The sequence below is a fragment of the Rhizobium sp. NRK18 genome (assembly GCF_024385575.1).
In the GTDB taxonomy this organism is placed as follows: Bacteria; Pseudomonadota; Alphaproteobacteria; order Rhizobiales; family Rhizobiaceae; genus JANFMV01.
Map to the genome: position 1 here is coordinate 1614902 of NZ_JANFMV010000001.1, position 23006 is coordinate 1637907.

The window sequence follows — 23006 nt, forward strand, 5'->3', positions numbered from 1 at the left end:
TTGTCCTGCGGCCTGCGGCCTGTTTGCTGCAACCTTCGTTCTCCCTATCTTGCCTTCCGGAAAAGCCTGGACTGTTCGAACAGGCTTTCCAGGGTGTTGATGCGTTCCCGGGTTTCGTCCCAGCTGTCGTTCTGCACGGCTTCGATCAGTGCCTCGACGACGAACAGGATGACGACGGAGGAGTCCCATGCGGAGGGCGCCTCGATCTGGATGCGGAAGACATGGCTCGCATGCTTGGCGGCGGGCGAGGCCCATTGGTCCGTGAAGACGACAATCTCGATGCCGCTTTCCGCGGCCGCGCGGGCGAGGCGGACGAGTTCTTCCTCATAGCGGCGGATGTCGAAGATCACCAGTACGTCGCCCTTCGCCATGTTCAGCACGTATTGCGGCCATGACGAGGAGTTGGAGGTCATCAGCGTCGCGCGCGGGCGGATGACCTGCATATGGGTGAAGAGATATTCGGCAATGGCGCCGGTGATGCGGCCGCCGACGAAGTAGAGGGAGCGGTCGCGGTCGGCCAGAAGTGCGGCCACCTTGTCGAACGTCGCCGTGTCTATGCCGGTCAGCGACTGGCGCAGGTTCGACATGATCGCATCGGCGAAGCGGTTGAGAATGTGCGTGTCCGGCGCGTTTGCCGCCCAGCGGTCATGCTTGGCGATGGGATTGGACAGGGTTTCCTCAAGCTCGTGATGCAGATGTGCCTGGAACTCCGGATAGCCCTTGTATCCGAGCTTCTGCACCATGCGGGCGACGGTGGGCGTCGACACGCCGGCCTGTTCGGCGATCGCCGTGATGCTTCCGAGCCCCGACACCGGGTAGTTTTCCAGAATACGGTCCGCAAGCATGCGCTCGGCGCGCGTCAACCCGCCGAAATTGGCATGAATCACGTCTGCAACTGTTCTTGGCGACGTATCCGACACTGATGTTTTGTTCCCCGCCCGGCTTTTGCCGGTGCCTTCTTTTTATCACTAAAAACGGTGTTGATCAGCGAGTCAATAAAAATGTAAAGAATTTTTCTGTCGCCATTGACAGTGACAGGATTGTGAAGAATTCTCTTCATAAATTCGAAAGTCAGTGCGGAAAGGCCCCGGTTTCATGCTGCATCATGCCGGATTGTTGACGCGATCGGAAGGCGATCCCGTCGGGATGGTCAATCCCGACGGTGCGGGCGATATCCTGATCGTCTGCGAGCATGCGTCGAGGCGCCTGCCTGCAAGCGTTGGCAATCTCGGCCTGACGAACGATGTGCTGAAAAGCCATGTCGCCTGGGATCCGGGCGCGCTGGCCGTTGCGGAACGCCTGTCGGCAGCCTTTGATGCGCCGCTGGTCTATCAGCAGTTTTCGAGGCTGGTCTACGACTGCAACCGTCCGCCGGAATCGCCGGGCGCCATGCCGGAGACTAGTGAGATTTATGAGATTCCCGGCAACCGCAACCTGTCTGAACAGGAGCGTGATGCGCGGACCGAGGCGCTTTATCTGCCGTTTCATCGCCGGGTCGAAGAGGTGATCGAGGCGAGGGTGGCTGCGGGGTGCGGCACGGTGCTTGTCACCATGCACAGTTTCACGCCGGTCTATTTCGGCAAGCAGCGGGAGGTCGAGATCGGCATCCTGCACGACGACGATGCGCGGTTTGCGGATGCCATGCTGTCCGCCTGCGACGATCTCGACAGCCCGTACCGCGTCAGACGCAATGAGCCTTACGGCCCGGCCGACGGCGTGACGCATACGCTGAACCTGCACGCCAAGGCGCGCGGCATGCTGAACGTGATGATCGAGGTGCGCAACGACCTGATCGCCGACGAGGCCGGTCAGGCGAGGGCGGCTGGCTATCTGGAAGATCTTTTGAAACAGGCCCTGCAGAAAAGCAGCTGAACGACAAGAAGAGCTGTAGGGTACGGGGAACAGTCAGGACGAGGTAAGGCGCGGGTCACGATCCGAACTGGAGAGGGAAATGACGATTTTGAGGGATGCAGGCAGATCACGGCGCGGGGGCGTCGATGCCTGATTATTTGAAAACCTATGTGCGTCGCGTCGACCGGTTCAACCGGCGTCTCGGCCGAATTGTGATGTATCTCGTCTTCGTCCTGATGGGCGTGCTCTTGTATTCATCGATTTCAAAGGTGTTCTTCCTGCCGGCTAATTGGACGCTGGAAATGGCGGAGTTCATCATGATCGCCTATTTCCTGCTCGGCGGTCCCTATTCCATGCAGCTCGACAGCCATGTGCGCATGGATCTGATCTATGGCCGATGGTCGCCGCGCACCAAGGCGATCGTCGACTGCTTCACCATCTTCCTGCTGCTCGCCTATCTCGGCTTCATGCTCTATGGCGGCATTTCGTCGACCATGTATGCGCTGGAATACGGCGAGACGAGCTATTCGTCCTGGTCGCCCTACATGGCACCGATCAAGATTGCCATGACGCTCGGCATTTTCCTGATGATCCTGCAGTCGATCTCCATCCTGATCAAGGACGTCGCCATCTGGAGAGGGGAGCCGATCGATGACGTATGAGTTGATCGCCTTCTTCATGTTCCTGTCGATGATGCTGACCATGTTTACCGGTCAGCGGGTGTTCGCCGCGATCGGTGTCGTGGGCGTCGTCGCTGCCGCGCTCCTCTGGGGTCCCGGCGGCATGGAACTGGGCTTTTCCGCCGGCATGAAGCTGATGAAATGGTACGCGCTCGTGACGCTGCCGCTGTTCATCTACATGGGCTACCTGCTGTCTGAATCCGGTCTTGCCGAAGACCTCTACAAGATGTTCCACGTCTGGATGGGCGGGCTGCCCGGCGGTCTCGCTGTCGGCACGATCGGGCTGATGGTCATCATCTCGGCGATGAACGGCCTGTCGGTCGCCGGCATGGCGATCGGCGCGACGATCGCGCTGCCGGAACTTCTGAAGCGCGGCTACGACAAGATCATGGTCTCGGGTGTGATTCAGGCGGGCTCCTCGCTCGGCATCCTCGTGCCGCCGTCGGTCGTGCTCGTTCTTTATGGCATGATTGCCCGCCAGCCGGTCGGCAAGCTCTGGCTGGCCGGTGCCTTCCCGGGCCTGCTTCTGGCGGCGCTTTTCACCATCTACATCATCATCCGCTGCAAGATGCAGCCGGAACTGGCGCCGATGCTGTCGCCCGAGGAACGCAATGTTCCGATGAGGGAAAAGCTGAAGCTTCTGCGGGCGGGGATCATTCCCTTCCTGATCTTCTTCCTGATGATGGGCCTGTTCATCATGGGCGTCACCAGCCTTGTCGAAAGCTCGGCGATCGGTGCGGCCTCCGCGCTGCTGGCCGCCTGGTACAAGGGTCGCCTGACCAAGGAGGTCTGGAACCGCACGCTCGAGCAGACGCTCGGCATCACCGCGATGTTCATGTGGATCATCATGGCGGCGCTCTGCTTCGGTGCGGTGTTCGACGGTCTCGGCGCGGTAAAGACGATCTCGTCGATCTTCCAGGACAAGCTCGGCCTCGGTCCCTGGGAAATCCTCATCCTGATGCAGATTTCCTTCATCATCATGGGGACGTTCCTGGACGATACCGCCATGCTGGTCATCGTCGCGCCGCTCTACATTCCGCTGGTCCGGGCGCTCGGCTTCGATCTCGTCTGGTATGGTGTGCTCTACACGATCACCTGCCAGATCGCCTACATGACGCCGCCGTTCGGCTACAACCTGTTCCTGATGCGCGCCATGGCACCGCCGGAAATTGCGCTGAAGGACATCTACAAGTCGGTCTGGCCGTTTGTAGGACTGATGATCATCGGGCTCGTCATCGTGATGCTGTTTCCGCAGATCGCGCTGTGGCTGCCGGAAAAGGTGGCGGTCCGGGGCTAGGTGCCGCGCACGGATTTTTGAAGGCCCCCGACAGAAGGGGCCGGACTGTGAGACCGGTGGCGGGGGATTTCGCTGCCGATAAGACAAACCAGAGAAGCTTTAGAGGGATACCAACATGAAAAGCAGACGCGAATTCCTGAAGAAGGCCGGGGTTGCCGTTGCCGCCGCCGGTCCTGCTACGCTTGCCGCTCCCTATGTGAAGGCGCAGGCGCCGATCAAGTGGCGCCTCCAGACCTATGCCGGCGCGGCGCTTGCCGAAGAAGTGGTCAAGCCCTGCGTCGAGAAGTTCAACAAGGCCGCCAATGGCCAAATGGAAATCGAGCTCTATACGGCCGACCAGCTGGTGCCGACGGGCGAACTGTTCCGCGCCATGCAGCAGGGAACGATCGACGCCGTCCAGTCCGACGACGACTCGATGAACTCGCCGGTCGACATCAAGGTTTTCGGCGGCTACTTCCCGTTCGCCTCGAAGTTTTCGCTCGACGTGCCGACCCTGTTCTACAAGTACGGTCTCGCCGAGATCTGGGACGAGGCCTATGCCGAAGTCGGCGTGAAGTGGCTGTCCGCCGGCGCCTGGGACCCGTGCAACTTCTCCACCAACAAGCCGATCAAGTCGCTTGCCGACCTGAAGGGCCTGCGCGTGTTCACCTTCCCGACGGCCGGCAAGTTCCTGGAACAGTTCGGCGTCATTCCGGTGACGATCCCCTACGAAGACACGCCGGTTGCGATGCAAACCGGTGAAATCGACGCGGTCGCCTGGTCGGGCATTACCGAAGTGCACACCGTCGGCTGGGAAGACACGGTGAAGTACTTCCTGACGAACAACATCTCCGGCGGCTGGTGCGGCTCGTTCTTCGCCAATGCCGACCGGTGGAAGGAAGTGCCGGAGCACCTGAAGACGCTGTGGAGCGTCTGCATGGACTCCTCGCATTACCACCGGCTGCACTGGTACTGGGGTGGCGAAGCAGCGCTTCGCGCCGGCGGATCGCCGCTCGAACTCACCACCATTCCGGCCGAAGAGTGGAAGACGGTCGAAGACAAGGCCATGGAGTTCTGGGACGAAATCGCCACCCAGAGCGAACGCAATGCCAAGGTCGTCAAGATCCTGAAGGACTACCAGGCGGTCATGGCCAAGGCAGGTTCGCCTTACCGCGAAGGCTGATCGCCGCTATATAAGAGATCGCGGTCCGGAGCATGCGCGCTCCGGACCGTTTGCAGTTGATGGACAAAACGCTCGAGGCAGGAACCCAGATGACCGCCACCTACACGTTCGATGAATTGAAGAAGGATGTCGCCGAAGGGCGCATCGATACCGTCCTTTCCGTACAGGTGGACATGCAGGGTCGTCTGATGGGCAAGCGTTTCCACGCTGAGCACTTCATCAACAGCGCCTATGAGGAAACCCACTGCTGCAACTACCTGCTGGCGACCGACATCGAGATGGAAACGGTGCCGGGCTATACCTCGGCCAGTTGGTCGGCGGGCTACGGCGACTATACCGTCAAGCCGGACCTTTCGACCTTGCGCAAGATCCCGTGGCTCGAAGGCACGGCGATGGTGCTCTCCGATTTCTACGATCATCACACGCATGCGGAAGTGCCGCTGTCGCCGCGCTCGATCCTGAAAAAGCAGATCAAGCGCCTGGAAGCGATGGGCATGAAGGCCTTCATGGCGACCGAGCTGGAGTGCTTCCTGTTCGACGAGAGCTATGAGAGCGCCAATGCCGCCGGCTACCGCAACTTGAAGCTTTCGAGCGCCTATAACGAGGACTACCACATCCTCCAGACCACGAAGATCGAGAATGTCATGCGGGCGATCCGCAACGGCCTCTACGGTGCCGGCATTCCGGTCGAAAACACCAAGGGCGAGGCGTCTGCCGGCCAGGAAGAGATCAACGTCCGCTACGCCGAGGCTATGCTGGCTGCCGACAATCATTCGATCGCCAAGCACGGCGCCAAGGAAATCGCCTGGCAAAAGGGCAAGGCGATCACCTTCCTCGCCAAGTGGCACGGGCAGGCCGCCGGCAACTCTTCGCATGTACACCAGTCGCTCTGGAGCCTCGATGGCAAGCCGCTCTTCCACGATCCGGCGCGTGAATCCGGCATGTCGGAACTGATGGAACATTATATCGCCGGGCTTCTGGCGCATGCCGAGGAGATGACCTATTTCCTGGCGCCCTACATCAATTCCTACAAACGCTTCATCGCCGGCACCTTTGCGCCGACGAAGATCGTCTGGTCGAAGGACAACCGCACGGCCGGATTCCGTCTCTGCGGCGAAGACACGAAGGGTGTGCGGGTGGAATGCCGCATTGGAGGCGCCGACCTCAATCCTTATCTTGCGTTTGCGGCGCTGCTGGCCGCCGGCATCGACGGCATCGAGAAGAAGATGACGCTCGAAGCGCCGTACACAGGCGACGCCTATGGCGCGGCCAATGTCCGCGAGGTGCCGAAGACGCTCCGCCAGGCGATCGAGACCCTGAAGGGGTCGAAGATGCTGCGCGAGGCGCTCGGCAGCGACGTCATCGACCATTACGTCCGGGCGGCGGAATGGGAGCAGGAAGAATTCGACCGCCGCGTCACCGACTGGGAAGTCGCGCGCGGCTTCGAGAGAGCCTAACGAAAGAAACGGGTTCGCAGCAGAACCCAGCAAAAGGTAGTGAAGATCATGACCATGATCCGATGCATTTCGCCGGTGAACGGCGAAGTATATGCCGAGCGTCCGGCTTTGGCGCTGGATGATGCCCGCGCGGCGGTGGCACGTGCGAAGAAGGCGCAGAAGGCATGGGCGGCCCGTCCGCTGGAAGACCGCGTCCAGCTGGTCCTCAAGGGCGTTGCACGCCTGAACGAGATGGCCGACGAGGTCGTCACCGAGCTTGCCTGGCAGATGGGCCGGCCGGTGCGTTACGGCGGCGAGTTCAGGGGCTTCAACGAGCGCTCCAACTACGTCGCCGAGATCGCCGCGTCGTCTCTGGCGCCGCTGGTCATCGAGGACAGCGCCTCCTTCGAGCGCCGCATTGAGCGCGAGCCGCATGGTGTCGTGTTCGTCATCGCGCCGTGGAACTATCCCTATATGACGGCGATCAACACGGTCGCTCCGGCGCTGATGGCCGGCAACACCGTCATCCTCAAGCATGCCAGCCAGACGATCCTCGTCGGCGAGCGCATGGTGCGCGCCTTCAACGAGGCCGGCGTGCCGGAGGATGTGTTCCAGAACGTCTTCCTCGACCATGACACGACCTCGGCGCTGATCGGCGAGAAGAGCTTCGGCTTCGTCAACTTTACCGGCTCCGTCGAAGGCGGCCGTTCGATCGAACGAGCTGCGGCCGGCACCTTCACCAATGTCGGTCTCGAGCTTGGCGGCAAGGATCCGGGCTACGTCATGGAAGACGCCGATCTCGATGCGGCCGTCGACACGCTGATGGACGGCGCGATGTTCAATTCCGGACAGTGCTGCTGCGGCATCGAGCGCATCTACGTCAACGAGAACCTCTACGACGCCTTCGTCGAAAAGGCCGTCGCCTTTGCCTCGTCCTACAAGCTCGGCAATCCGCTGGAGCAGGAAACGACGCTTGGCCCGATGGCCCACAAGCGGTTTGCAGCGACCGTGCGCGACCAGGTGTCGAAGGCCGTCGCCAAGGGCGCCAAGGCATTGGTCGATCCGAAGCTGTTCCCGCAAGATGACGGTGGTGCCTATCTCGCGCCGCAGGTCCTCGTCGACGTCGATCACACGATGGACGTGATGACCGAGGAAAGCTTCGGTCCGGTCGTTGGCATCATGAAGGTCAAGAACGACGCGGAAGCGCTCGAACTGATGAACGACTGCAAATACGGCCTGACGGCATCGCTGTGGACCAAGGATGCGGAGCGCGCCGCCCGCATCGGCCGCGAGATCGAAACCGGGACCGTGTTCATGAACCGCGCCGACTACCTCGACCCAGCACTTTGCTGGACCGGCTGCAAGGAAACCGGCAAGGGCGGCTCGCTCTCCGTCATCGGCTTCCACAACCTGACCCGCCCGAAATCCTATCATCTCAAGAAGGCATGACTGACATGACCATTACCGCCAACTGGAGCTATCCGACCGCGATCAAGTTCGGGGCAGGGCGCATCAAGGAACTCGCCGATCATTGCAAGGCGACCGGCATCAAGAAGCCGCTTCTGGTCACCGACCGCGGCCTTGCCAGCCTGCCGATCACGGCGCAGGCGCTCGACATTCTCGACGCAGGCGGCCTCGGCCGGGCGATCTTTGCGGACGTCGATCCGAACCCGAACGACAAGAACCTTGAGGCCGGCGTGAAGGCCTTCAAGGACGGCGGCCATGACGGCGTTATCGCCTTTGGCGGCGGCTCGGGCCTCGACCTCGGCAAGTGCGTCGCCTTCATGGTCGGCCAGAGCCGTCCGGTCTGGGATTTCGAAGACGTCGGCGACTGGTGGACGCGCGCCAATTCCGACGGCATCGCGCCGATCATCGCCGTGCCGACGACCGCCGGCACCGGCTCGGAGGTCGGCCGTGCCTCGGTCATCACCAATTCGGCGACACACACGAAGAAGGTGATCTTCCATCCGAAGTTCCTGCCGTCGATCACGATCTGCGATCCGGAACTGACCGTCGGCATGCCGAAGGTGATTACCGCCGGCACTGGCATGGACGCCTTCGCGCATTGCTTGGAAGCCTATTCCTCGCCCTTCTACCATCCGATGAGCCAGGGTATCGCGCTCGAAGGCATGCGCCTCGTCAAGGAATACCTGCCGCGCGCCTATGCCGACGGCACGGATATCGAAGCGCGTGCGCACATGATGTCGGCTGCCGCCATGGGTGCCGTCGCGTTCCAGAAGGGGCTCGGCGCCATCCACTCGCTGTCGCATCCGGTCGGCGCGATCTACAATACCCACCACGGCATGACGAATGCCGTCGTGATGCCGCCGGTGCTGCGTTTCAACCGTCCGGCAATCGAGGACAAGATTGCCGCTGCGGCCGCCTATCTCGGCATTTCCGGCGGCTTCAACGGCTTCTACGATTACGTGCTGCAGCTTCGTGAAGAGCTCGGCGTGCCGGACCGCCTGTCGGCGCTCGGTGTCGACACCAGCCGCATTGACGAGATGTCGGAAATGGCGATCGTCGACCCGACGGCCGGCGGCAATCCGGTCGAACTGACGCTGGATGCGGCCAAGAAGCTTTTCGGCGAGTGCATCTGACAATCTGACAAACAAGAGCCGGGCGCGCCGTAACTCGCCGTGCCCGGCTTTTTGCTGCTATGTGCGAAGATGGAACCGGTTACCGGTCGCGGAAATGCCGCGGTGATTTCAGAGGGATGAGCGCTTGATGGCGGGGGTCGGCTTGTAGCCTAGTCGTTCGGAGAGGTCGCGGGCTTCGCTCAGGAGGCGGTCGAGATAGGCTTCCCGATGCTTTAGCCCGTCCTCGCGAGGGGTCACGAGGCAGAGCGTGGCGATCGGCGTGCCGTCGGCCTGATGCACCGGTACGGCGAAGCAATAGGTGTAGTTCTCGACCACGCTGTTGAAGGTGAAGAAGCCATCGGCGGTGGCCGCGCGGACCTCCGCGATGAACTGGGCCGGATCCAGATGCCGGCCATTCGGGAGGACGAAGTCTTCCGGCGGAATGAAGTCGAGGATTTCCTGATCGCTCATGTGGCCGATCAGCAGACGGCCCGACGCCGTCCAGGGAATCGAGACGAGTTCGCCGACGGCCGAGGAGATGTGAAACGGGCGGAGGCCCTCGCGCATCATGGCGACGGTGTATTTGTTGCCTTCGAGCAGGCACATCTGTGCGGTCTCGCGAGTCTGCTCGGCCAGATGAGTGAGCGAGATGTCGCATTCGCGCATCAGGTCGAAGTGGTCCGAATAAGCGTTGCCCAGAAAATAGAGCTTGCGGCCGAGATAGACCCGGCCGTCGCCGCCGGAGTATTCCAGCATGCCGTGGCGCAAGAGAAGATTGACCAGCTCGTAGATGGAGGAGCGCGGCGCCTCCATCGCGATCGCCAGTTCATTGGGGCGGATCGGCTGGCGATGGGCGCGCAGATATTCCAGAATTTCGAAGGCGCGATCAAGTCCGCGCGCTCTCTTGGAACCTGCCTCGTCCGTTACCTGTCCAGCCATATGCCATCCCGCTCCTGCGCCACGTCTTGTGCCTGACTACATCTTATCCGCGCGAAACGCGACACAATCAATTTCCACCTTGCAATCGACCATCATCCGCGATTGCACGCAAGCCCGCGCCGGCGGGTTGGCGCCGAAATACTCGGCGTAAACACCGTTGAAGGACCAGAAGTCGCGCGGGTCATCGAGCCATACGCCGACGCGCACGACGTCTTCCAATCCGTATCCGGCCTCATCGAGAATCTTGATGACATTCTCGATCGTCCTGCGGGTCTCGTCCACGATGCTGCCGCGGACGATCTCGCCGTTTTCCATCGGCACCTGGCCAGATACGTAAAGCCAGCCATTGGCCTGGACGGCCCGGGCGAAGGGCAGGGGCTGTCCGCCGGCACCCTTTTCGCCGGCTCCAATGCGCTTGATCGTCATATTTCCTCGCTTTAATTTTCTAGTTGAAACTGGAAGTTTTCAGGAATTCGGCCAGACGCTCCGTCTTCGGCCGGTGGAACATCTCCTTGGGGTCGCCCTCTTCGGCGATGACACCCTTGTTCATGAAGATGACGCGGTGGGAGACTTCGTAGGCAAAGCGCATCTCGTGGGTGACGAGCAGCATGCTCATGCCGTCGGACGCCAGCCCCTTGATGACCTGCAGCACTTCGCCGACCAGTTCTGGGTCGAGCGCCGACGTCACTTCGTCGAAGAGCATCAGGCGCGGGTTCATGGCGATCGCGCGAGCGATGGCGACGCGCTGCTGCTGGCCGCCGGAGAGCTGCCCGGGATAGTGGTCCGCCCGCTCGGCGAGGCCGACGCGTGCGAGCCATTTCTCGGCCAGCGCCCGGGCCTCGTCGCGCGGCATCTTCTTCACCTTGACGAGACCGAGCATGACATTGCCGGCAGCGGTCATGTGGGGGAAGAGGTTGAATTGCTGGAACGCCATACCGGTCATCGACCGCTGGCGAGCAATGTCCTTCTCGCTGCGGCGCTTGCGGGTGCCGCCTTCCTCGATATAGCCGATCTGCTCGCCGTCGAGCCGGATCTGGCCGCCCTGGAATTCCTCCAACATGTTGATGCAACGCAGCATCGTCGTCTTGCCGGAGCCGGAGGAACCGATGATGGAGATGACCTCGCCCTGCTGCATGGAGCAGTCGACGCCCTTGAGGACCTCCAGGTCGCCGTAGCGCTTGTGCAGGTTCTTGATGTCCAGAAGTGTGTTGTTCGCAGCTGTGCTCATGGGCCGTGCTCCTCACGAACTGATGGCGGTCTTGCGCTCGACGTATTTGCCGAAACGCTCGATGCCGTAATTGATGACGAAGTAGAGGAAGCCAGCGAAGAAATAGAATTCGAGGCTCATGAAATTGCGGGAGATGATCTGTTGCGTGCGCAACAGCAGTTCCGCCACGCCGATGACCGACAGGAGTGTCGACGCCTTGACCATTTCGGCCGCGGTGTTGACCCATGTCGGCAACATCTGTCGCAGCGCCTGCGGCCAGAGCACGTAGGCGAAGGTCTGCGAAAACGTCAGGCCGATGGCCTTGGCCGCCTCTGTCTGTCCCTTGTGGATCGACTGCAGCGCGCCGCGCAGGATTTCACCGACATGCGACGAGCAGAATACGGACAGCGCCAGCACGCCGGCCTCGAACGGGTCGAGATTGATGCCGACCGTGGAGAGGATGTAGTAGCTGGCAAGCACCAGAACCAGCACCGGGGTGCCGCGCACGAAGTCGGTATAACCTCTGGCGATCAGCCGGGCGAACCGGTTGCCGTAGACGAGCGTAAGGCCGAGGACCACGCCGAGGATCGATCCGGCGGCGATGGAGGCGAACGAGATCGACACCGTCAGGCCGAGGCCCTTCAAGATGACGAAGCGGGCAAGCCAGACCTGGTCGAGGAAAGCTGAAAACTCGTGCATGGCCTACCTCCCAATCGTCAGTCGGCGTTCGATGGCACGCATCAGCGCGGCCAGGATGGAGCATGTCGCAACGTAAAGTCCGGACGCGACGAGCCATGTCTCGACGACGCGGAAGGTCTCCACATTGATCTTGCGCGCCTCGAATGTGAGTTCGGGGACCGCGATCGCGGCGGCGAGCGAGGTGTCCTTGAACAACGAAATCAGGGTCGAGGAGAGCGACGGCAGCACGTTGCGCAGCATCAGCGGAATGATGATGGAGCGGCGGATCTGGCCCGGTGTCAGGCCGATCGCCAGCCCGGCTTCCTTCAGTCCGACGGGAATGGACAGGAGCCCGGCACGGAAGACCTCGGCGAGATAGGCGCCGGAATAGATCGCCAGTGTGACGATAAAGCTCGAGATCTTGTCGAGGCGAACGCCCATTTGCGGCAAGGCGAAATAGGCGAAGAGAATGAGAACGAGGATCGGCAGATTGCGGATGACCGTGACGTAGAGAGCGGCCAGCCGGCGGATCCAGGCATTGCGACCGGTCAACGCGAAGGCGACCACAAGCCCGATGCCGGCGCCGATCAGAAGCGCAACGAAGGCGAGCTCCAGGCTCAGCAGGAGGCCTGCGAGCAACTGGTCGAAATTGCGCCAGACCGCCGAGAAGTTAAGGGTATAGCCCATCGATATTCCTGTCAGAGCAGATGAAAACGGCGGGGCGGAAGCCACATGCTCCCGCCCCGCCTCTCAATTACTTGAATTCGACGGGGAAGCCGATCTGCGGCGGTGCGAGGTCCTTGCCGAACCAGGTCTTGAAGGACTTGGCATAGGTGTCGAACTCGACGCCGGTCATGGCTTCATGCAGTGCCGTGTTGACGAAGTTCAGCCAGTCCTGGTCTCCGCGGCGCACCGCGCAGGCATAGGTCTGCGGGTTCCAGCCGTAGCCGGCGTCCTTATACTGGCCGGCGTTCTGGGTCATGTACCAGGCGATCGACGACTGGTCGGTGGCGGTCGCGTCGGCACGGCCGGAATTCAGCGCCTGATAGATGAGGTCCTGCGAATCATACTGGTCGACCTTGGCGTCGGGCAGGGCCGCATGGACCATGTCCTCGGCATAGACATTCTGCAGCACGGCGATCGTCACGCCGGAGCCGGCAGCCTTCAGGGCGGCGTAGTCGGCATAGCTGCTGTCAGCCTTCAGCATGAGGCCGACGCCTTCGCGGTAGTAGGGAATGGTGAAGGCGACCTGCTGGGCGCGCTCGCCGGTGACCGTCATGAACTGGCAGGTGATGTCGACCTTGCCGGTCGTGATGTTCGGGATGCGCGAGTCGGAAGACTGGTCGACATACTCGATCTTGTCGGGATCGCCGAAGAGTGCCTTGGCGACGATGTGGCCCATGTCGACGTCGAAGCCCTGCAGCTTGTCGTCAACGCTCTTGAAATGCCACGGCGGGTTCGTGCTGCCGGTGCCCATCACGAGATGGCCGCGCGCGAGGACCTCGTCCAGCTTGCTGTCGGCGCTGAAGGCCAGTGTCGACATGGCGGTCAGCAGCATGGTTGAGGCGAGTGTGATCGAACTGATGCGGGTGAAAGTGTTCATCCTGGTTCCCCTTGCTTCGTTGTGAAGTTTGAATGTCCAAAATATCGGACACATGTCCTTTTTATTGGATTTTGATATGAAGTCCGACATGAGGGGCTTTGTCAAGCGGGAAAACATCAGCGTTCGGCGCGCACGTCAGCGGCCGTCGACAGCCGCAACAGGCTGCGTGCCGGGCGTTTCATGAATGCGAGGCTGCCGAACCGTCGAGCCTTCCGTCAGGCATTCCTGACTTGATGGACGTCAAATGCGGCGGTCCATTAGGATCTTCTCATCATCGATTTTTGCCAGTTTTTCCGATGGTTATCCCCCAATTCTCACGAGTGGAAAGGTGGTGGTGGCCGTTAACGCCTCGTTAACCGTGCTCCGTAACACTTGGTTAACCTCGCACCATGCTTCCCGGTGCATTCAAAGAGGGCGAGATGGGGCTCGCGGTTCAGCAGGCGGAGAATACAGTATGCAAGTAATTACCCTCGCAAACGCAAAAGGCGGCGCCGGCAAGACTACCGCGTCCCTCCTTCTTTCCACCGAACTCGCACGGGCAGGGCACAAGGTGGTCGTGCTTGATGCCGATCCGCAGCGCTGGATCTCCTCCTGGCACGAGGCCGGCGGCATCATTGCCAATCTCTCGGTGATTTCCGAAGTCAGCACGGCCTCGCTACCCTGTCACATTCAGGATGCCCGCATGGCAGGTGTCGACTATTTTATCATCGACCTGGCCGGCGCGCGTGACGCGCTGGTGACCACCGCCCTCGGCCTTTCCAATCATGTGCTGATCCCCGTGCAGGGCTGCGCGATGGATGCAAGGGGCGCCGCGCAGATCCTCGACCTCCTCAAGCTCTTGAAGGAAAAGGCGGGCATCCACATCCCGCATTCGGTGGTGCTGACGCGGGTAACGTCGATGGTCACCACGCGGGCGCTCGCCGCAATCAAGGACCTGTTGTCCGCGCGCGGCGTGAACGTGCTTGATACCGCGATCGTCGAACGGACCGCCTTCCGCGAAGTGTTCGATTGCGGCGGGACGCTCTACACGATGGACGCCGCCAAGGTCAGCAACCTCGACAAGGCACAGGAAAATGCGAGGGCCTTTGCACAGGAGGTCCTCACGCTCATGCCGGCGCGCGTCAAGGCCCGGCCGTGCGGCCGTGTTCCCCAGGTTCAGCCGGAAAGACGCTTCGGCTTCTGGACCAAATCTGCGGCCTGATCTCCTCCCAAGCTCGGCCGAACAACAGGCGCCCGGTCATCAGGCCGGGCGCCTGCTGCTTGTGGCCTGTGCGGTTTCTTGAAAGGCCGCCTTCCTCGTCTGCTGTTTAGCGACATCTCCTCCGGGTGCGGCCGGGAGGATCTGTCATAATATACACACCCCCAGGTTGAGTTTGTTCGTGCGTCTTGAGGCGCGATTCTTGTCGTTGCAATTTAGCCGGCTAATCGATTGTTCACCAATTTCGATCATGATATAGGTCTGGTCGCGAGCGGAAATCCTCGCTTCTTGTTCATATAGTTGTGGATTTCAAATGGAAATTTTTCCTTTGCAGGGGACGCCATTGCGCATGTCCGTGTGTCGGTCCATTCTGATATATGAGGCTCTTCGGCGCGGGCAGCGTGCGCTTTAAACGAGTGTTTTTGATTTGTCGCTAATGGAATGACCAGGAGGATATGAGGAAATGGATGTGATAACCTTCGCCAATGCGAAGGGCGGCGCCGGCAAGACGACGGCAGCCTTGCTGTTGGCTTCCGCTCTGGCGAGAGCGGGACACCGCGTCATGATACTGGATGCCGATCCGCAGCGGTGGGTTTCCCGGTGGAGCGAGGAAGCCGGCACGATCGATAATCTGTCGGTGATCGCCGATGTCTCCACGTCTTCCGTCCCCTGTCATATCAACGATGCGCGCATGGCCGGTGTGGAATATCTCGTCATCGACCTTGCAGGCGCAAGCGATCCGCTGGTGACGACCGTTCTCGGACTGTCCAATCACGTGCTCATACCCGTTCAGGGGTGCGCCATGGACGCGAAGGGGGCCGCACAGATCCTCGACATGCTCAACACCTTCAAGGAACAGGCCGGCATCGATATCGCACATTCGGTTGTGCTGACGCGCGTCCCGCCGATGGTGACGACACGGGCGCTGGCGGCTGTGAAGGCGCTGCTCGCGCAGCGGGGTGTCCATGTGCTCGACACGGCGATAATCGAGCGGGTGGCGTTTCGTGAGATGTTCGGCTGCCGCGGCACGCTCTTCACGATGGACCCGTTGCGCGTCAGCAACCTCCTGAAGGCGCAGAAAAATGCACAGATGTTTGCCGAAGAGGTGCGCGGCGTGCTGCCCCGGCAGGCCAAGATCCGTCACTTCGTCCGGGACAAGCGCAAGATGCGATCGGTTCCATCCAAAAGCCTGTCGATCGCCTGAGCGGCAACGTCGCCGGCGATCAGTCGACGAATTCGACGGTGACGCCGGGCTTGACCATCTTGGCGAGCTCGTTGGCGTCCCAGTTGGTCAGGCGCACGCAGCCGTGGCTGGCCGTCTTGCCGATCTGCGACGGTTCGGGTGTGCCGTGAATGCCGTAGGTCGGCTTCGACAACGCGATCCAGACATTGCCGACGGGACCGTTCGGGCCGGGGTTGATCTGCAGGATCTGGTTGTTCTCACCCTGCTTGAAGTTGATCTTCGGATTGTAGGTGTAGCCCGGGTTCAGCGCGACGCGCTCGACCGTCACGGTTCCGGACGGCGAGGGGGTGTCTGAGGAACCGATCGTCGCCGGATAGGCAGCGATCAGGCCGCCATCTTCCCCATAGGCGAGCACCTGCTTCTTCGCCTTGTCGGCGAGAATGCGCGTGACGTTGCCCTTCTTCGGATTGCCGGGATTGACCACCTTGATGATGGTGCCGGGAATGGAGAAGTCGACGCCAGGGTTCAGCTCCTTCAGGTAGTCTTCATCCATGTGGAACCGCTCTGCCAGCATTTCCGACGTCGACGTGTAGGACATCGCCGGCAGCTTGGCCTTCTGGCTGTAATCGCTCGGGATTTCGGCGACATACGGTCCGGCCGCGTCGGCGGCGGTGATGGTGTAGTTGACGATCGGCAGGCCGCCGGAGAGCCGGAGGTTCTGCATGACGGTCTCGTCGTCGTTCAGGTCGTTGATGTTGAGCTTCTCGCCCGTCGTGTGCTCATAGGCGGCGACCGCCTTCTGGACGTTCGAACCCATGCGCCCGTCGATGACACCCGGCGAAAAGCCCTCACGGTCGAGGAAGACCTGCAGGGCCACCACTTCCGGCTTCGAACGCTTGCTCAGCGTCAGGTTCGGATCGTCGCGCTGCAAGGCCGGCTCGACCGACTTCGGCGGCGTATAGGGCTTGGGCAGCGTGTTGGCGTATTGCGGAACATCCTCGTTCGCCTGGTCGGCCTGGTCATCGGGTGCTGGCGCATCCGGATAGGTCGGGGCCAGCGGCTCGCGATCAACCGTGCCGCGGTTCGGCACCGTGCCGGTGATGATCTCCTGCTGCTGTCCATAACCGTCCGAAGGCGTTTCGCGAACGGTGACGCGTGAATTGCGACGACCCTGCTCCTCCAGCCAGCTGTAATACTGGTCTGCGGGCACCTCGGTCGCGATCAGCACGCCGTAACGGTCGATCAGGACGCGGCGGCCATAGGTGTCGAAGCGGGTCGTCACTTCGCCTTCCTCCGGCACGTAGTCCAGGATATCGCCCTGCGGGGTGACGAGGACCACCTGGCTGCGGCCACCGCCACCCCAGAGGTCGCGGGCATCGGCTGTTGCGGTCCCCGCGAGGGTTCCGATGAGCAGCAAGGCAGGCAGAAGAGTTTTTGCGTTTTTGATCACTGCAGCAGTACCATTCTTTCAAAGACTATTTTCTGTAGCGCCCGAATTTGGCCCGAATATGGATTTTCGTTTCCCGAAGGCAAGGATAAGCCCTAAGAATCCAATGGCAAACGGGAATCGCCTTCCCCTAACGGACAGGATAGCCGATGATTGAATTTCATGTAGGCCGGGGCCCACATCTTTTTCTCGACGAAGCCTCTGCGCTGGATGTGCAGGGATGTGTTGTTGGCGGGGTGGACATTGCGCCCGGCAAGGCCGTTCCGGATGACGGCGATCCGCGCATTCTCCATTCGGTCGGCGGTTTTCTCTTCACCTGCGGTCCGGATCACATCCGGCATCCCGAACCGATCGAGGGCCGGACGGACGGCAGGAAGTTCCCGTTGCATGGCTCACTTGCCGGCACCCCCGCAGTCGTCATTTCGAACGAACAGTCGAGCAGTCGCGCGGAAATCAGCGCCACCGTCGTCGTCGAACTCGCCCAGGGCGGAGCCGCGCGTCTGGAGCGCCGTTGGACGATGGATGGCGCTAGCGGCGCAACTACGCTGAGCGACCGGGTGGTCAATATCGGAGACACCCCGTTTCCGCCGGTCTTCATGTATCATATGAATATCGGCGCACATCTTTTCGACGACCGCACGCGGCTCGACGGCGCCATGTTCGAGGACGGTTCGATCGGCTGGAAATTCGGAAACACGGACATGAAGGTGTTCTGCGTTCCCGCCACCGTCGAGCCCGGTCATGAGGAGGCCGCCATGGCGCTCGGGCCGATTGCCGGCATTGCCGGTCGCACTCTGAAGGTTGCCTTCTCCGTCGATACGCTCCCCCATCTGCAGATGTGGCGCAACCAGGAGCGCCCGGCGCATGTGCTCGGGATCGAGCCAGTCTCACATCGCTGGGTATCGCGTGCCGAGCTCCTGGCCGCGGGCGAACTCGATCGCCTGCAGCCCGGCGAGAGCCGCGACTATTCGATCAGCTTCGTCTTTGAAGACTGATGCGCGCCTGATTGACGCTACGAAGATTGACGCGAGCGGGCGCTTGCGCGTAGACAACTGCCAAACCAATTCGAGGAGAGGCTTATGGATATCCGCGAGATCAACGACGAATACTCGGTGAGCGGCCAGATCATGATCGAGGAACTGGATGCCATCAAGGACATGGGCTTCAAGTCGATCGTCTGCCACCGTCCGGACCAGGAAGACGCTGGCCAGCCGGCGTTTGCCGACATTGCTGCCCGCGCCGCCGAACTCGGCATCGAAACCCGGCATATCCCGGTCGGGCCCATGGGCGTGACCGCAGAAGCGGTCGAAGGCATGGTCGACGCGCTTGACGAACTGCCGCGGCCGATGCTCGGCTATTGCCGGTCCGGCGCGCGCTCGACCCGCATCTACGAGCAGACCGTCCATATGCGCGGATAATCTTCGGCCCGTTCGTTTTTCCGGGGCAGTGCAGGCGCTGCCCCGTTTCCTTTTCCACCTTCCATTCATCAAGGAGACCATGATGAGCATCAAGCGTATCGAAGCCGGCGCCCGTATGAGCCAGGCCGTCGTTCACGGCAATACCGTCTATCTCGCAGGCCAGGTCGGCGAAGGCGAGACCGTTGCCGAGCAGTCCAAGGACGCACTGGCTGAAGTCGATCGCCTGCTGGCCGCTGCCGGCACCGACAAGTCGAAGATCCTGCAGACGATCATCTACCTTTCCGACATGTCGACGTTCGCCGAAATGAACGCTGTCTGGGAAGAATGGGTCGATCCGGCCAACACGCCGGCCCGCGCCACCAGCGGCGCTCCGCTGGCTGCGCCGAAGTACAAGGTCGAATTCGTGGTGACGGCTGCGCTCTAAGCGCCACCGGCCTGAGATCGCAAAAAAAGCCCCGGTGCATTCGCGCCGGGGCTTTTTGGTTTGAGAGGCTGAGTCAACGCCTTCGGAAATCGATTCCGTTTCCCCGGGCAAGTGATTGAACCCGCTTGACGTTCACCGCTTGCCCGCTGCTGCGATTTCGCTCAGCGTTCGCGTCGGCGTGATGGCTTCCGGATCGAGCTTGATCTCGATGATGGCCGGCTTGCCGCTCGCTCTCGCGCGTTCGAAGGCCGGTGCGAAGTCTGCCGTCGTCTCCACCGTTTCGCCATGGCCGCCATAGGCGCGGGCGAGTGCTGCGAAATCCGGATTGACCAGATCGGTGCCGGAGACGCGGCCCGGATATTCCCGTTCCTGATGCATGCGGATGGTGCCGTAGGTGTTGTTGTTGATGACGAGGGTGATCAGCGGCAGGCCGTAGCGCACGGCGGTGACGAATTCCTGGCCGTGCATCATGAAGCAGCCGTCGCCGGCAAAGCAGATGACCTCGCGTTCGGGAAACAGCGCCTTGGCGGCAACCGCCGCCGGCAAGCCGTAGCCCATGGAGCCGGAGCAGGGGGCGGCCTGCGTGTTGAAGGCATGGAAGCGGTGGAAGCGGTGCAGCCAAGTCGCGTAGTTGCCGGCGCCGTTCGTGAAGATTGCATCGGCGGGGGTATTTTCCTCGATCCATTCCATGATCGGTCCCATCTGGACGGCGCCGGGGCCGGTCTTCGGCGGGGTCGACCAGGTGAGATAGGCGTCATGCATGGCGCGGGTGCGTTCGGCAAAGCGTTCGCTGTCGGCAAGCTCGAACCCGGCCAGGGCGGCGACGAAGTCCGACGGCGCGGCGCAGATCGCCAGATCAGGCCGGTAGACGCGTCCGAGTTCTTCCGGGTCGGGGAACACGTGGACAAGCGTCTGCTTCGGATAGGGAATATCGATCAGAGTGTAGCTGGAGGACGGCATTTCCGACATGCGGGCACCGATGAGGATCAGCAGGTCGGCTTCCTTGACCTCCTTGGCGAGCGCCGGATTGATGCCTATGCCGACGTCGCCGGCATAAGAGGGGCTCAGGTGATCGAACAGCATCTGGCGGCGGAAGGAGCAGCCGACGGGCAGGTCGCAGCGTTCGGCGAAGGCCCGGATGCCGGCAACGGCTTCCTCGTTCCAGCGTGTGCCGCCGAGAATGATCATCGGGCGCTCGGCCTTCTGCAGCCGGTCACGGAGGTCGGCGATCTGGGTGGGGCCGGGATGGGCGGAAACGGGCGTGAAGGATTTTGCCTCAGGCGCCTCCACCTCGTCGCGCAGCATGTCTTCGGGGAGCGTCAGAACCACCGGACCGGGGCGTCCGGACGTGGCGACGGCGAAGGCGCGCGTCACGAATTCGGGAATGCGTGCGGCATCGTCGATTTCGCCCACCCATTTGGCGAATTCGGTGAAGGCGCGGCGGAACTCGACTTCCTGGAATGCCTCGCGCTCGCGGGCATCACGCTGCACCTGGCCGATGAAGAGGATCATCGGAACCGAATCCTGCATGGCGATGTGCAGGCCGGCCGAGGCGTTGGTCGCGCCGGGGCCCCGCGTGACCATGCAGATGCCGGGCTTTCCGGTCAGCCGCCCCCAGCAGTCCGCCATCATCGCCGCGCCGCCTTCCTGCCGGCAGACGATCATCTCGATCTTGCTGTCGTGGAGCGCGTCGAGGACGGCAAGGAAGCTCTCGCCGGGAACGCTGGCGATGCGCTCGACACCATTGGCTTCAAGCGCCTCAACGATGAGCTGGCCGCCCGTCTTCTTCATGTCCTATCTCTCTTTCAGTCTTGCGCCCACAACGGGCGAGTGTTTGTCGAACGCCGATCAGGGCGGAACGGGTTTGGTTTCCGACACCACACCCCGCTGCAGCTGGCGCTCGCGAAAGACGATGTAGAGGCCGGAACCGATGATGATGGCGATGCCGAGCCATTTGACGGCATCGGGGAAATTGCCGAATACCAGCCAGCCGAACACGGTTGCCGACACGATTTCGATATATTGCAGCGGGGCGAGCACGGAGGCCGGCGCCAGGCGGTAGGCGCTGACGCTGAGGAAACCGGAAAGCGCTGCCACGACGCCGACGCCAAAGAGCCAGATCAAGGCGGTACCCGACGGCCAGGACGGTTCGAGCACGGCCATGCCGGCGGCATGACCTGCCCACAGCAAGAGCGCCGCCATGGGCACGCCCCAGAGCGCCATCTGGAACTGCATCGACCAGGTGTCCTCATGCTGCGACACCGTCCGGTTGATCAGGCCGAAAATGGCGAAGCAGAAGGCGGTGACGATCGGCAGCAGGGCGACATAGCCGACATCGGCGAAGCTCGGGCGGATGACGATGACGGCGCCGAGGAAACCGACGGCGCAGGCCGTGTAGCGGCGCCAGCCGATCGTCTCGCCGAGGAAGATGCTGGCAAGCACCGTCAGGATGATCGGCTCGACGAAGAAGATGGCGATGGCATCGGCGACGGCCATCTCGGCCAGCGTCGTGACGAAGCAGACCATGGCTATGACGATCACAGCGGCACGGGCCGCATGGATGAGGCTGCGGCGAATCGAAAAGCGTCGCCAGCTGCCGTTGACGATCACCAGCGGCAGCATGAACAGGGCCTGGAAGACGAAACGGGCGAGCGTGATGACGCCCGGCGAAACGCTGTCGGTCGCAAGCTTGGCGAAAATGTCGATGCCGGGCGCCAGCAGCGTCGAAATCACCATCAGTCCCATGCCCTGCAGGATGGGAGACGCAACGGCCGGAATTTTGTCAGCGGATGGCGAACTCATGGTCTTCCTATAGCCTCGCGGCCCGGCAACGGCATGTGATTTTCTCTCATCGGTTCATGCCGTTTGCGCGGATGGGGGTGATGGATCGAGATATTGCTAGGCTCTCGCGCCCGGGCTTGGTTTGCAAACGTTGACGCACCAGGCGGCAAAGTCGGCAGCGGCCTTTTCCCGGCCGATGTCGTTCAGCGTCTCGTGGCGCGCCTCGGGGTTGATGATCGTTGTGACATCGCGGTAGCCGAGACGTTTCAGGTGATCGGAAAGCCAGCGGATCGCCTTGCCCTTGTTGGTCGCGGGATCCTCGCCGCCGCCGACGAGGTGGATGGAAAAATCCTTCGGCAGCCGGGAGAGTTTGTCCGGGCGCAGCGGCCGGGCGGAAAGCTCCATCACATCAAGCCACATCGAAATGCTGGCATCGAAGCCGCAGAGCGGATCGGCGTCATACTTGTCGACTTCCTCGGGGATCCGCGAAAGCCAGGCGGAGGCAGGATGATTGCCGGGAATGGACCGGCCCCAGGCCTCGAAAGTCGCCTTCGGCATCACGAAACTTGGGACGTCCGATCCCATCAGCATGCGCTCGGTCTTCAGCACGCCGAGTGCCACATATCGACCGGCGCCGAGGTGGAAATTGGAGTTCCAAACGGTCACGGCCGAAAATTTCTCGGGATGGGCGACCGCGGTATTGAAGCTGATGAGGCCGCCCATGGAATGGCCGAAGAGGATGACCGGCAGGCCGGGATGGCGTGCGGCGGCCAGATCGCGCATGGCGATCACGTCGGCAATCACCTTGTCGACGCCGTCTCTGCCGGCAAAACGCCCGATCGGCGCATCCGGAGCCCGCGTCTCGCCATGGCCGCGATGGTCATGCGCATAGACATGGAAGCCGTTGTTGGAGAGCACATCCGCAAACGGCGCGTAGCGCCCGGAATGTTCGGCAAGACCGTGGCAGATCAGAACGGTGCCGATAGCGTCACCTGCAGCCGGCTGGTGGCGATAGGCGATCCGCGCACCCGACGGCGCCTCCAAGAATTCAAACTCGCTGAACATGTCTCCTCCGCGTCACCAAGCGAAGCGAGCATTGGCGATTTTGAAGGTCGGGGCAATG

General features: G+C 61.8%; 23 protein-coding genes. 12 read left to right on the top strand and 11 right to left on the bottom strand.

The genetic code is table 11. The annotated features are described in order from the left end of the window. Positions 1-44: 44 nt before the first annotated feature. A complete protein-coding gene (locus NN662_RS07415) occupies positions 45-920 on the bottom strand; it encodes a MurR/RpiR family transcriptional regulator (protein WP_261929655.1) in 876 nt (291 codons plus the stop codon). Between the two features lie 175 nt (positions 921-1095). Between NN662_RS07415 and NN662_RS07420 the strand changes: the two genes are divergently transcribed. The 7 genes from NN662_RS07420 to NN662_RS07450 all read left to right on the top strand — a co-directional run bounded on the left by NN662_RS07420 (position 1096) and on the right by NN662_RS07450 (position 9026). Next, positions 1096-1872, top strand: coding sequence for an N-formylglutamate amidohydrolase (locus NN662_RS07420; protein WP_261929656.1), 777 nt, complete (start codon positions 1096-1098; stop codon positions 1870-1872). 125 nt (positions 1873-1997) lie between these two features. Then, complete coding sequence (locus NN662_RS07425; protein WP_261929657.1) at positions 1998-2513, top strand: TRAP transporter small permease subunit; 516 nt, start codon at positions 1998-2000, stop codon at positions 2511-2513. Next, the gene (locus NN662_RS07430) at positions 2503-3828 is read left to right on the top strand and encodes a TRAP transporter large permease subunit (protein WP_261929658.1); all 1326 of its coding nucleotides are present in this window, start codon (positions 2503-2505) and stop codon (positions 3826-3828) included. The genes NN662_RS07425 and NN662_RS07430 overlap by 11 nt, the downstream gene beginning before the upstream one ends. Positions 3829-3943: 115 nt before the next feature. Beyond that, complete coding sequence (locus tag NN662_RS07435; protein ID WP_261929659.1) at positions 3944-4990, top strand: TRAP transporter substrate-binding protein; 1047 nt, start codon at positions 3944-3946, stop codon at positions 4988-4990. Positions 4991-5079: 89 nt separating this feature from the next. Further along, positions 5080-6447: a glutamine synthetase family protein gene (locus NN662_RS07440; RefSeq protein ID WP_261929660.1), complete on the top strand. Its 1368-nt coding sequence runs from the start codon at positions 5080-5082 to the stop codon at positions 6445-6447. A gap of 48 nt (positions 6448-6495) precedes the next feature. Next, positions 6496-7875, top strand: a complete 1380-nt coding sequence (locus NN662_RS07445) for an aldehyde dehydrogenase family protein (protein ID WP_261929661.1) — start codon at positions 6496-6498, stop codon at positions 7873-7875. A gap of 5 nt (positions 7876-7880) precedes the next feature. After that, positions 7881-9026, top strand: a complete 1146-nt coding sequence (locus NN662_RS07450; protein WP_261929662.1) for an iron-containing alcohol dehydrogenase — start codon at positions 7881-7883, stop codon at positions 9024-9026. A gap of 108 nt (positions 9027-9134) precedes the next feature. Here NN662_RS07450 and NN662_RS07455 read toward each other — a convergent pair whose 3' ends face one another. The 6 genes from NN662_RS07455 to NN662_RS07480 form a co-directional block, all read right to left on the bottom strand. Beyond that, positions 9135-9944 carry an IclR family transcriptional regulator gene (locus NN662_RS07455; protein ID WP_261929663.1) on the bottom strand — a complete coding sequence of 270 codons (810 nt, stop codon included), beginning with the start codon at positions 9942-9944 and terminating at the stop codon, positions 9135-9137. A gap of 36 nt (positions 9945-9980) precedes the next feature. Next, the gene (locus tag NN662_RS07460) at positions 9981-10370 is read right to left on the bottom strand and encodes a RidA family protein (protein WP_261929664.1); all 390 of its coding nucleotides are present in this window, start codon (positions 10368-10370) and stop codon (positions 9981-9983) included. A 19-nt stretch (positions 10371-10389) separates the two neighbouring features. Then, entirely contained in the window at positions 10390-11172 is a 783-nt protein-coding gene (locus NN662_RS07465) for an amino acid ABC transporter ATP-binding protein (RefSeq protein ID WP_261929665.1), read from the bottom strand. Between the two features lie 12 nt (positions 11173-11184). Then, the gene (locus tag NN662_RS07470) at positions 11185-11850 is read right to left on the bottom strand and encodes an amino acid ABC transporter permease (RefSeq protein ID WP_261929666.1); all 666 of its coding nucleotides are present in this window, start codon (positions 11848-11850) and stop codon (positions 11185-11187) included. Positions 11851-11853: 3 nt separating this feature from the next. After that, positions 11854-12516 (bottom strand): amino acid ABC transporter permease, encoded by a 663-nt coding sequence (locus NN662_RS07475; RefSeq protein WP_261929667.1) that lies wholly within the window; start codon positions 12514-12516, stop codon positions 11854-11856. Positions 12517-12583: 67 nt separating this feature from the next. After that, positions 12584-13387, bottom strand: coding sequence for a transporter substrate-binding domain-containing protein (locus NN662_RS07480; protein ID WP_410010968.1), 804 nt, complete (start codon positions 13385-13387; stop codon positions 12584-12586). 499 nt (positions 13388-13886) lie between these two features. On the opposite strand from NN662_RS07480, the gene NN662_RS07485 reads away from it, so the two are divergent. Together NN662_RS07485 and NN662_RS07490 are read left to right on the top strand one after the other, a co-directional pair. Then, positions 13887-14633: a ParA family protein gene (locus tag NN662_RS07485; RefSeq protein WP_261929669.1), complete on the top strand. Its 747-nt coding sequence runs from the start codon at positions 13887-13889 to the stop codon at positions 14631-14633. Positions 14634-15093: 460 nt separating this feature from the next. Further along, a complete protein-coding gene (locus NN662_RS07490; RefSeq protein WP_261929670.1) occupies positions 15094-15834 on the top strand; it encodes a ParA family protein in 741 nt (246 codons plus the stop codon). Between the two features lie 19 nt (positions 15835-15853). Here the strand turns inward: NN662_RS07490 and NN662_RS07495 are convergent, their stop codons facing one another. Continuing rightward, the gene (locus NN662_RS07495; protein ID WP_410010915.1) at positions 15854-17263 is read right to left on the bottom strand and encodes a L,D-transpeptidase family protein; all 1410 of its coding nucleotides are present in this window, start codon (positions 17261-17263) and stop codon (positions 15854-15856) included. A gap of 146 nt (positions 17264-17409) precedes the next feature. Here NN662_RS07495 and NN662_RS07500 point away from each other — a divergent pair, with 146 nt between their 5' ends. The 3 genes from NN662_RS07500 (at position 17410) to NN662_RS07510 (ending at position 19102) form a co-directional block, all read left to right on the top strand. After that, positions 17410-18255 carry a DUF4432 family protein gene (locus NN662_RS07500; protein WP_261929671.1) on the top strand — a complete coding sequence of 282 codons (846 nt, stop codon included), beginning with the start codon at positions 17410-17412 and terminating at the stop codon, positions 18253-18255. A gap of 84 nt (positions 18256-18339) precedes the next feature. After that, positions 18340-18678, top strand: coding sequence for a TIGR01244 family sulfur transferase (locus tag NN662_RS07505; protein WP_261929672.1), 339 nt, complete (start codon positions 18340-18342; stop codon positions 18676-18678). 82 nt (positions 18679-18760) lie between these two features. Next, the gene (locus tag NN662_RS07510) at positions 18761-19102 is read left to right on the top strand and encodes a RidA family protein (RefSeq protein ID WP_261929673.1); all 342 of its coding nucleotides are present in this window, start codon (positions 18761-18763) and stop codon (positions 19100-19102) included. A 132-nt stretch (positions 19103-19234) separates the two neighbouring features. On the opposite strand, the gene NN662_RS07515 is transcribed toward NN662_RS07510, so the two are convergent. The 3 genes from NN662_RS07515 to NN662_RS07525 all read right to left on the bottom strand — a co-directional run bounded on the left by NN662_RS07515 (position 19235) and on the right by NN662_RS07525 (position 22948). After that, positions 19235-20893 carry a thiamine pyrophosphate-binding protein gene (locus NN662_RS07515; protein WP_261929674.1) on the bottom strand — a complete coding sequence of 553 codons (1659 nt, stop codon included), beginning with the start codon at positions 20891-20893 and terminating at the stop codon, positions 19235-19237. A gap of 57 nt (positions 20894-20950) precedes the next feature. Continuing rightward, complete coding sequence (locus NN662_RS07520) at positions 20951-21904, bottom strand: DMT family transporter (protein WP_261929675.1); 954 nt, start codon at positions 21902-21904, stop codon at positions 20951-20953. 96 nt (positions 21905-22000) lie between these two features. Beyond that, positions 22001-22948: an alpha/beta fold hydrolase gene (locus tag NN662_RS07525; RefSeq protein ID WP_261929676.1), complete on the bottom strand. Its 948-nt coding sequence runs from the start codon at positions 22946-22948 to the stop codon at positions 22001-22003. Between the last annotated feature and the right edge of the window lie 58 nt (positions 22949-23006).

Excerpts from the sequence above, each read along its gene's own strand:
- NN662_RS07445 (WP_261929661.1), top strand. The coding sequence starts at position 6,496 with ATGACCATGATCCGATGCATTTCGCCGGTGAACGGCGAAGTATATGCC.
- NN662_RS07480 (WP_410010968.1), bottom strand. The coding sequence starts at position 13,387 with ATGCTGCTGACCGCCATGTCGACACTGGCCTTCAGCGCCGACAGCAAG.
- NN662_RS07430 (WP_261929658.1), top strand. The coding sequence starts at position 2,503 with ATGACGTATGAGTTGATCGCCTTCTTCATGTTCCTGTCGATGATGCTG.
- NN662_RS07525 (WP_261929676.1), bottom strand. The coding sequence starts at position 22,948 with ATGTTCAGCGAGTTTGAATTCTTGGAGGCGCCGTCGGGTGCGCGGATC.
- NN662_RS07420 (WP_261929656.1), top strand. The coding sequence starts at position 1,096 with ATGCTGCATCATGCCGGATTGTTGACGCGATCGGAAGGCGATCCCGTC.
- NN662_RS07435 (WP_261929659.1), top strand. The coding sequence starts at position 3,944 with ATGAAAAGCAGACGCGAATTCCTGAAGAAGGCCGGGGTTGCCGTTGCC.
- NN662_RS07490 (WP_261929670.1), top strand. The coding sequence starts at position 15,094 with ATGGATGTGATAACCTTCGCCAATGCGAAGGGCGGCGCCGGCAAGACG.
- NN662_RS07455 (WP_261929663.1), bottom strand. The coding sequence starts at position 9,944 with ATGGCTGGACAGGTAACGGACGAGGCAGGTTCCAAGAGAGCGCGCGGA.
- NN662_RS07450 (WP_261929662.1), top strand. The coding sequence starts at position 7,881 with ATGACCATTACCGCCAACTGGAGCTATCCGACCGCGATCAAGTTCGGG.
- NN662_RS07475 (WP_261929667.1), bottom strand. The coding sequence starts at position 12,516 with ATGGGCTATACCCTTAACTTCTCGGCGGTCTGGCGCAATTTCGACCAG.
- NN662_RS07460 (WP_261929664.1), bottom strand. The coding sequence starts at position 10,370 with ATGACGATCAAGCGCATTGGAGCCGGCGAAAAGGGTGCCGGCGGACAG.
- NN662_RS07425 (WP_261929657.1), top strand. The coding sequence starts at position 1,998 with ATGCCTGATTATTTGAAAACCTATGTGCGTCGCGTCGACCGGTTCAAC.
- NN662_RS07500 (WP_261929671.1), top strand. The coding sequence starts at position 17,410 with ATGATTGAATTTCATGTAGGCCGGGGCCCACATCTTTTTCTCGACGAA.
- NN662_RS07485 (WP_261929669.1), top strand. The coding sequence starts at position 13,887 with ATGCAAGTAATTACCCTCGCAAACGCAAAAGGCGGCGCCGGCAAGACT.
- NN662_RS07470 (WP_261929666.1), bottom strand. The coding sequence starts at position 11,850 with ATGCACGAGTTTTCAGCTTTCCTCGACCAGGTCTGGCTTGCCCGCTTC.
- NN662_RS07510 (WP_261929673.1), top strand. The coding sequence starts at position 18,761 with ATGAGCATCAAGCGTATCGAAGCCGGCGCCCGTATGAGCCAGGCCGTC.
- NN662_RS07505 (WP_261929672.1), top strand. The coding sequence starts at position 18,340 with ATGGATATCCGCGAGATCAACGACGAATACTCGGTGAGCGGCCAGATC.
- NN662_RS07440 (WP_261929660.1), top strand. The coding sequence starts at position 5,080 with ATGACCGCCACCTACACGTTCGATGAATTGAAGAAGGATGTCGCCGAA.
- NN662_RS07520 (WP_261929675.1), bottom strand. The coding sequence starts at position 21,904 with ATGAGTTCGCCATCCGCTGACAAAATTCCGGCCGTTGCGTCTCCCATC.
- NN662_RS07515 (WP_261929674.1), bottom strand. The coding sequence starts at position 20,893 with ATGAAGAAGACGGGCGGCCAGCTCATCGTTGAGGCGCTTGAAGCCAAT.
- NN662_RS07465 (WP_261929665.1), bottom strand. The coding sequence starts at position 11,172 with ATGAGCACAGCTGCGAACAACACACTTCTGGACATCAAGAACCTGCAC.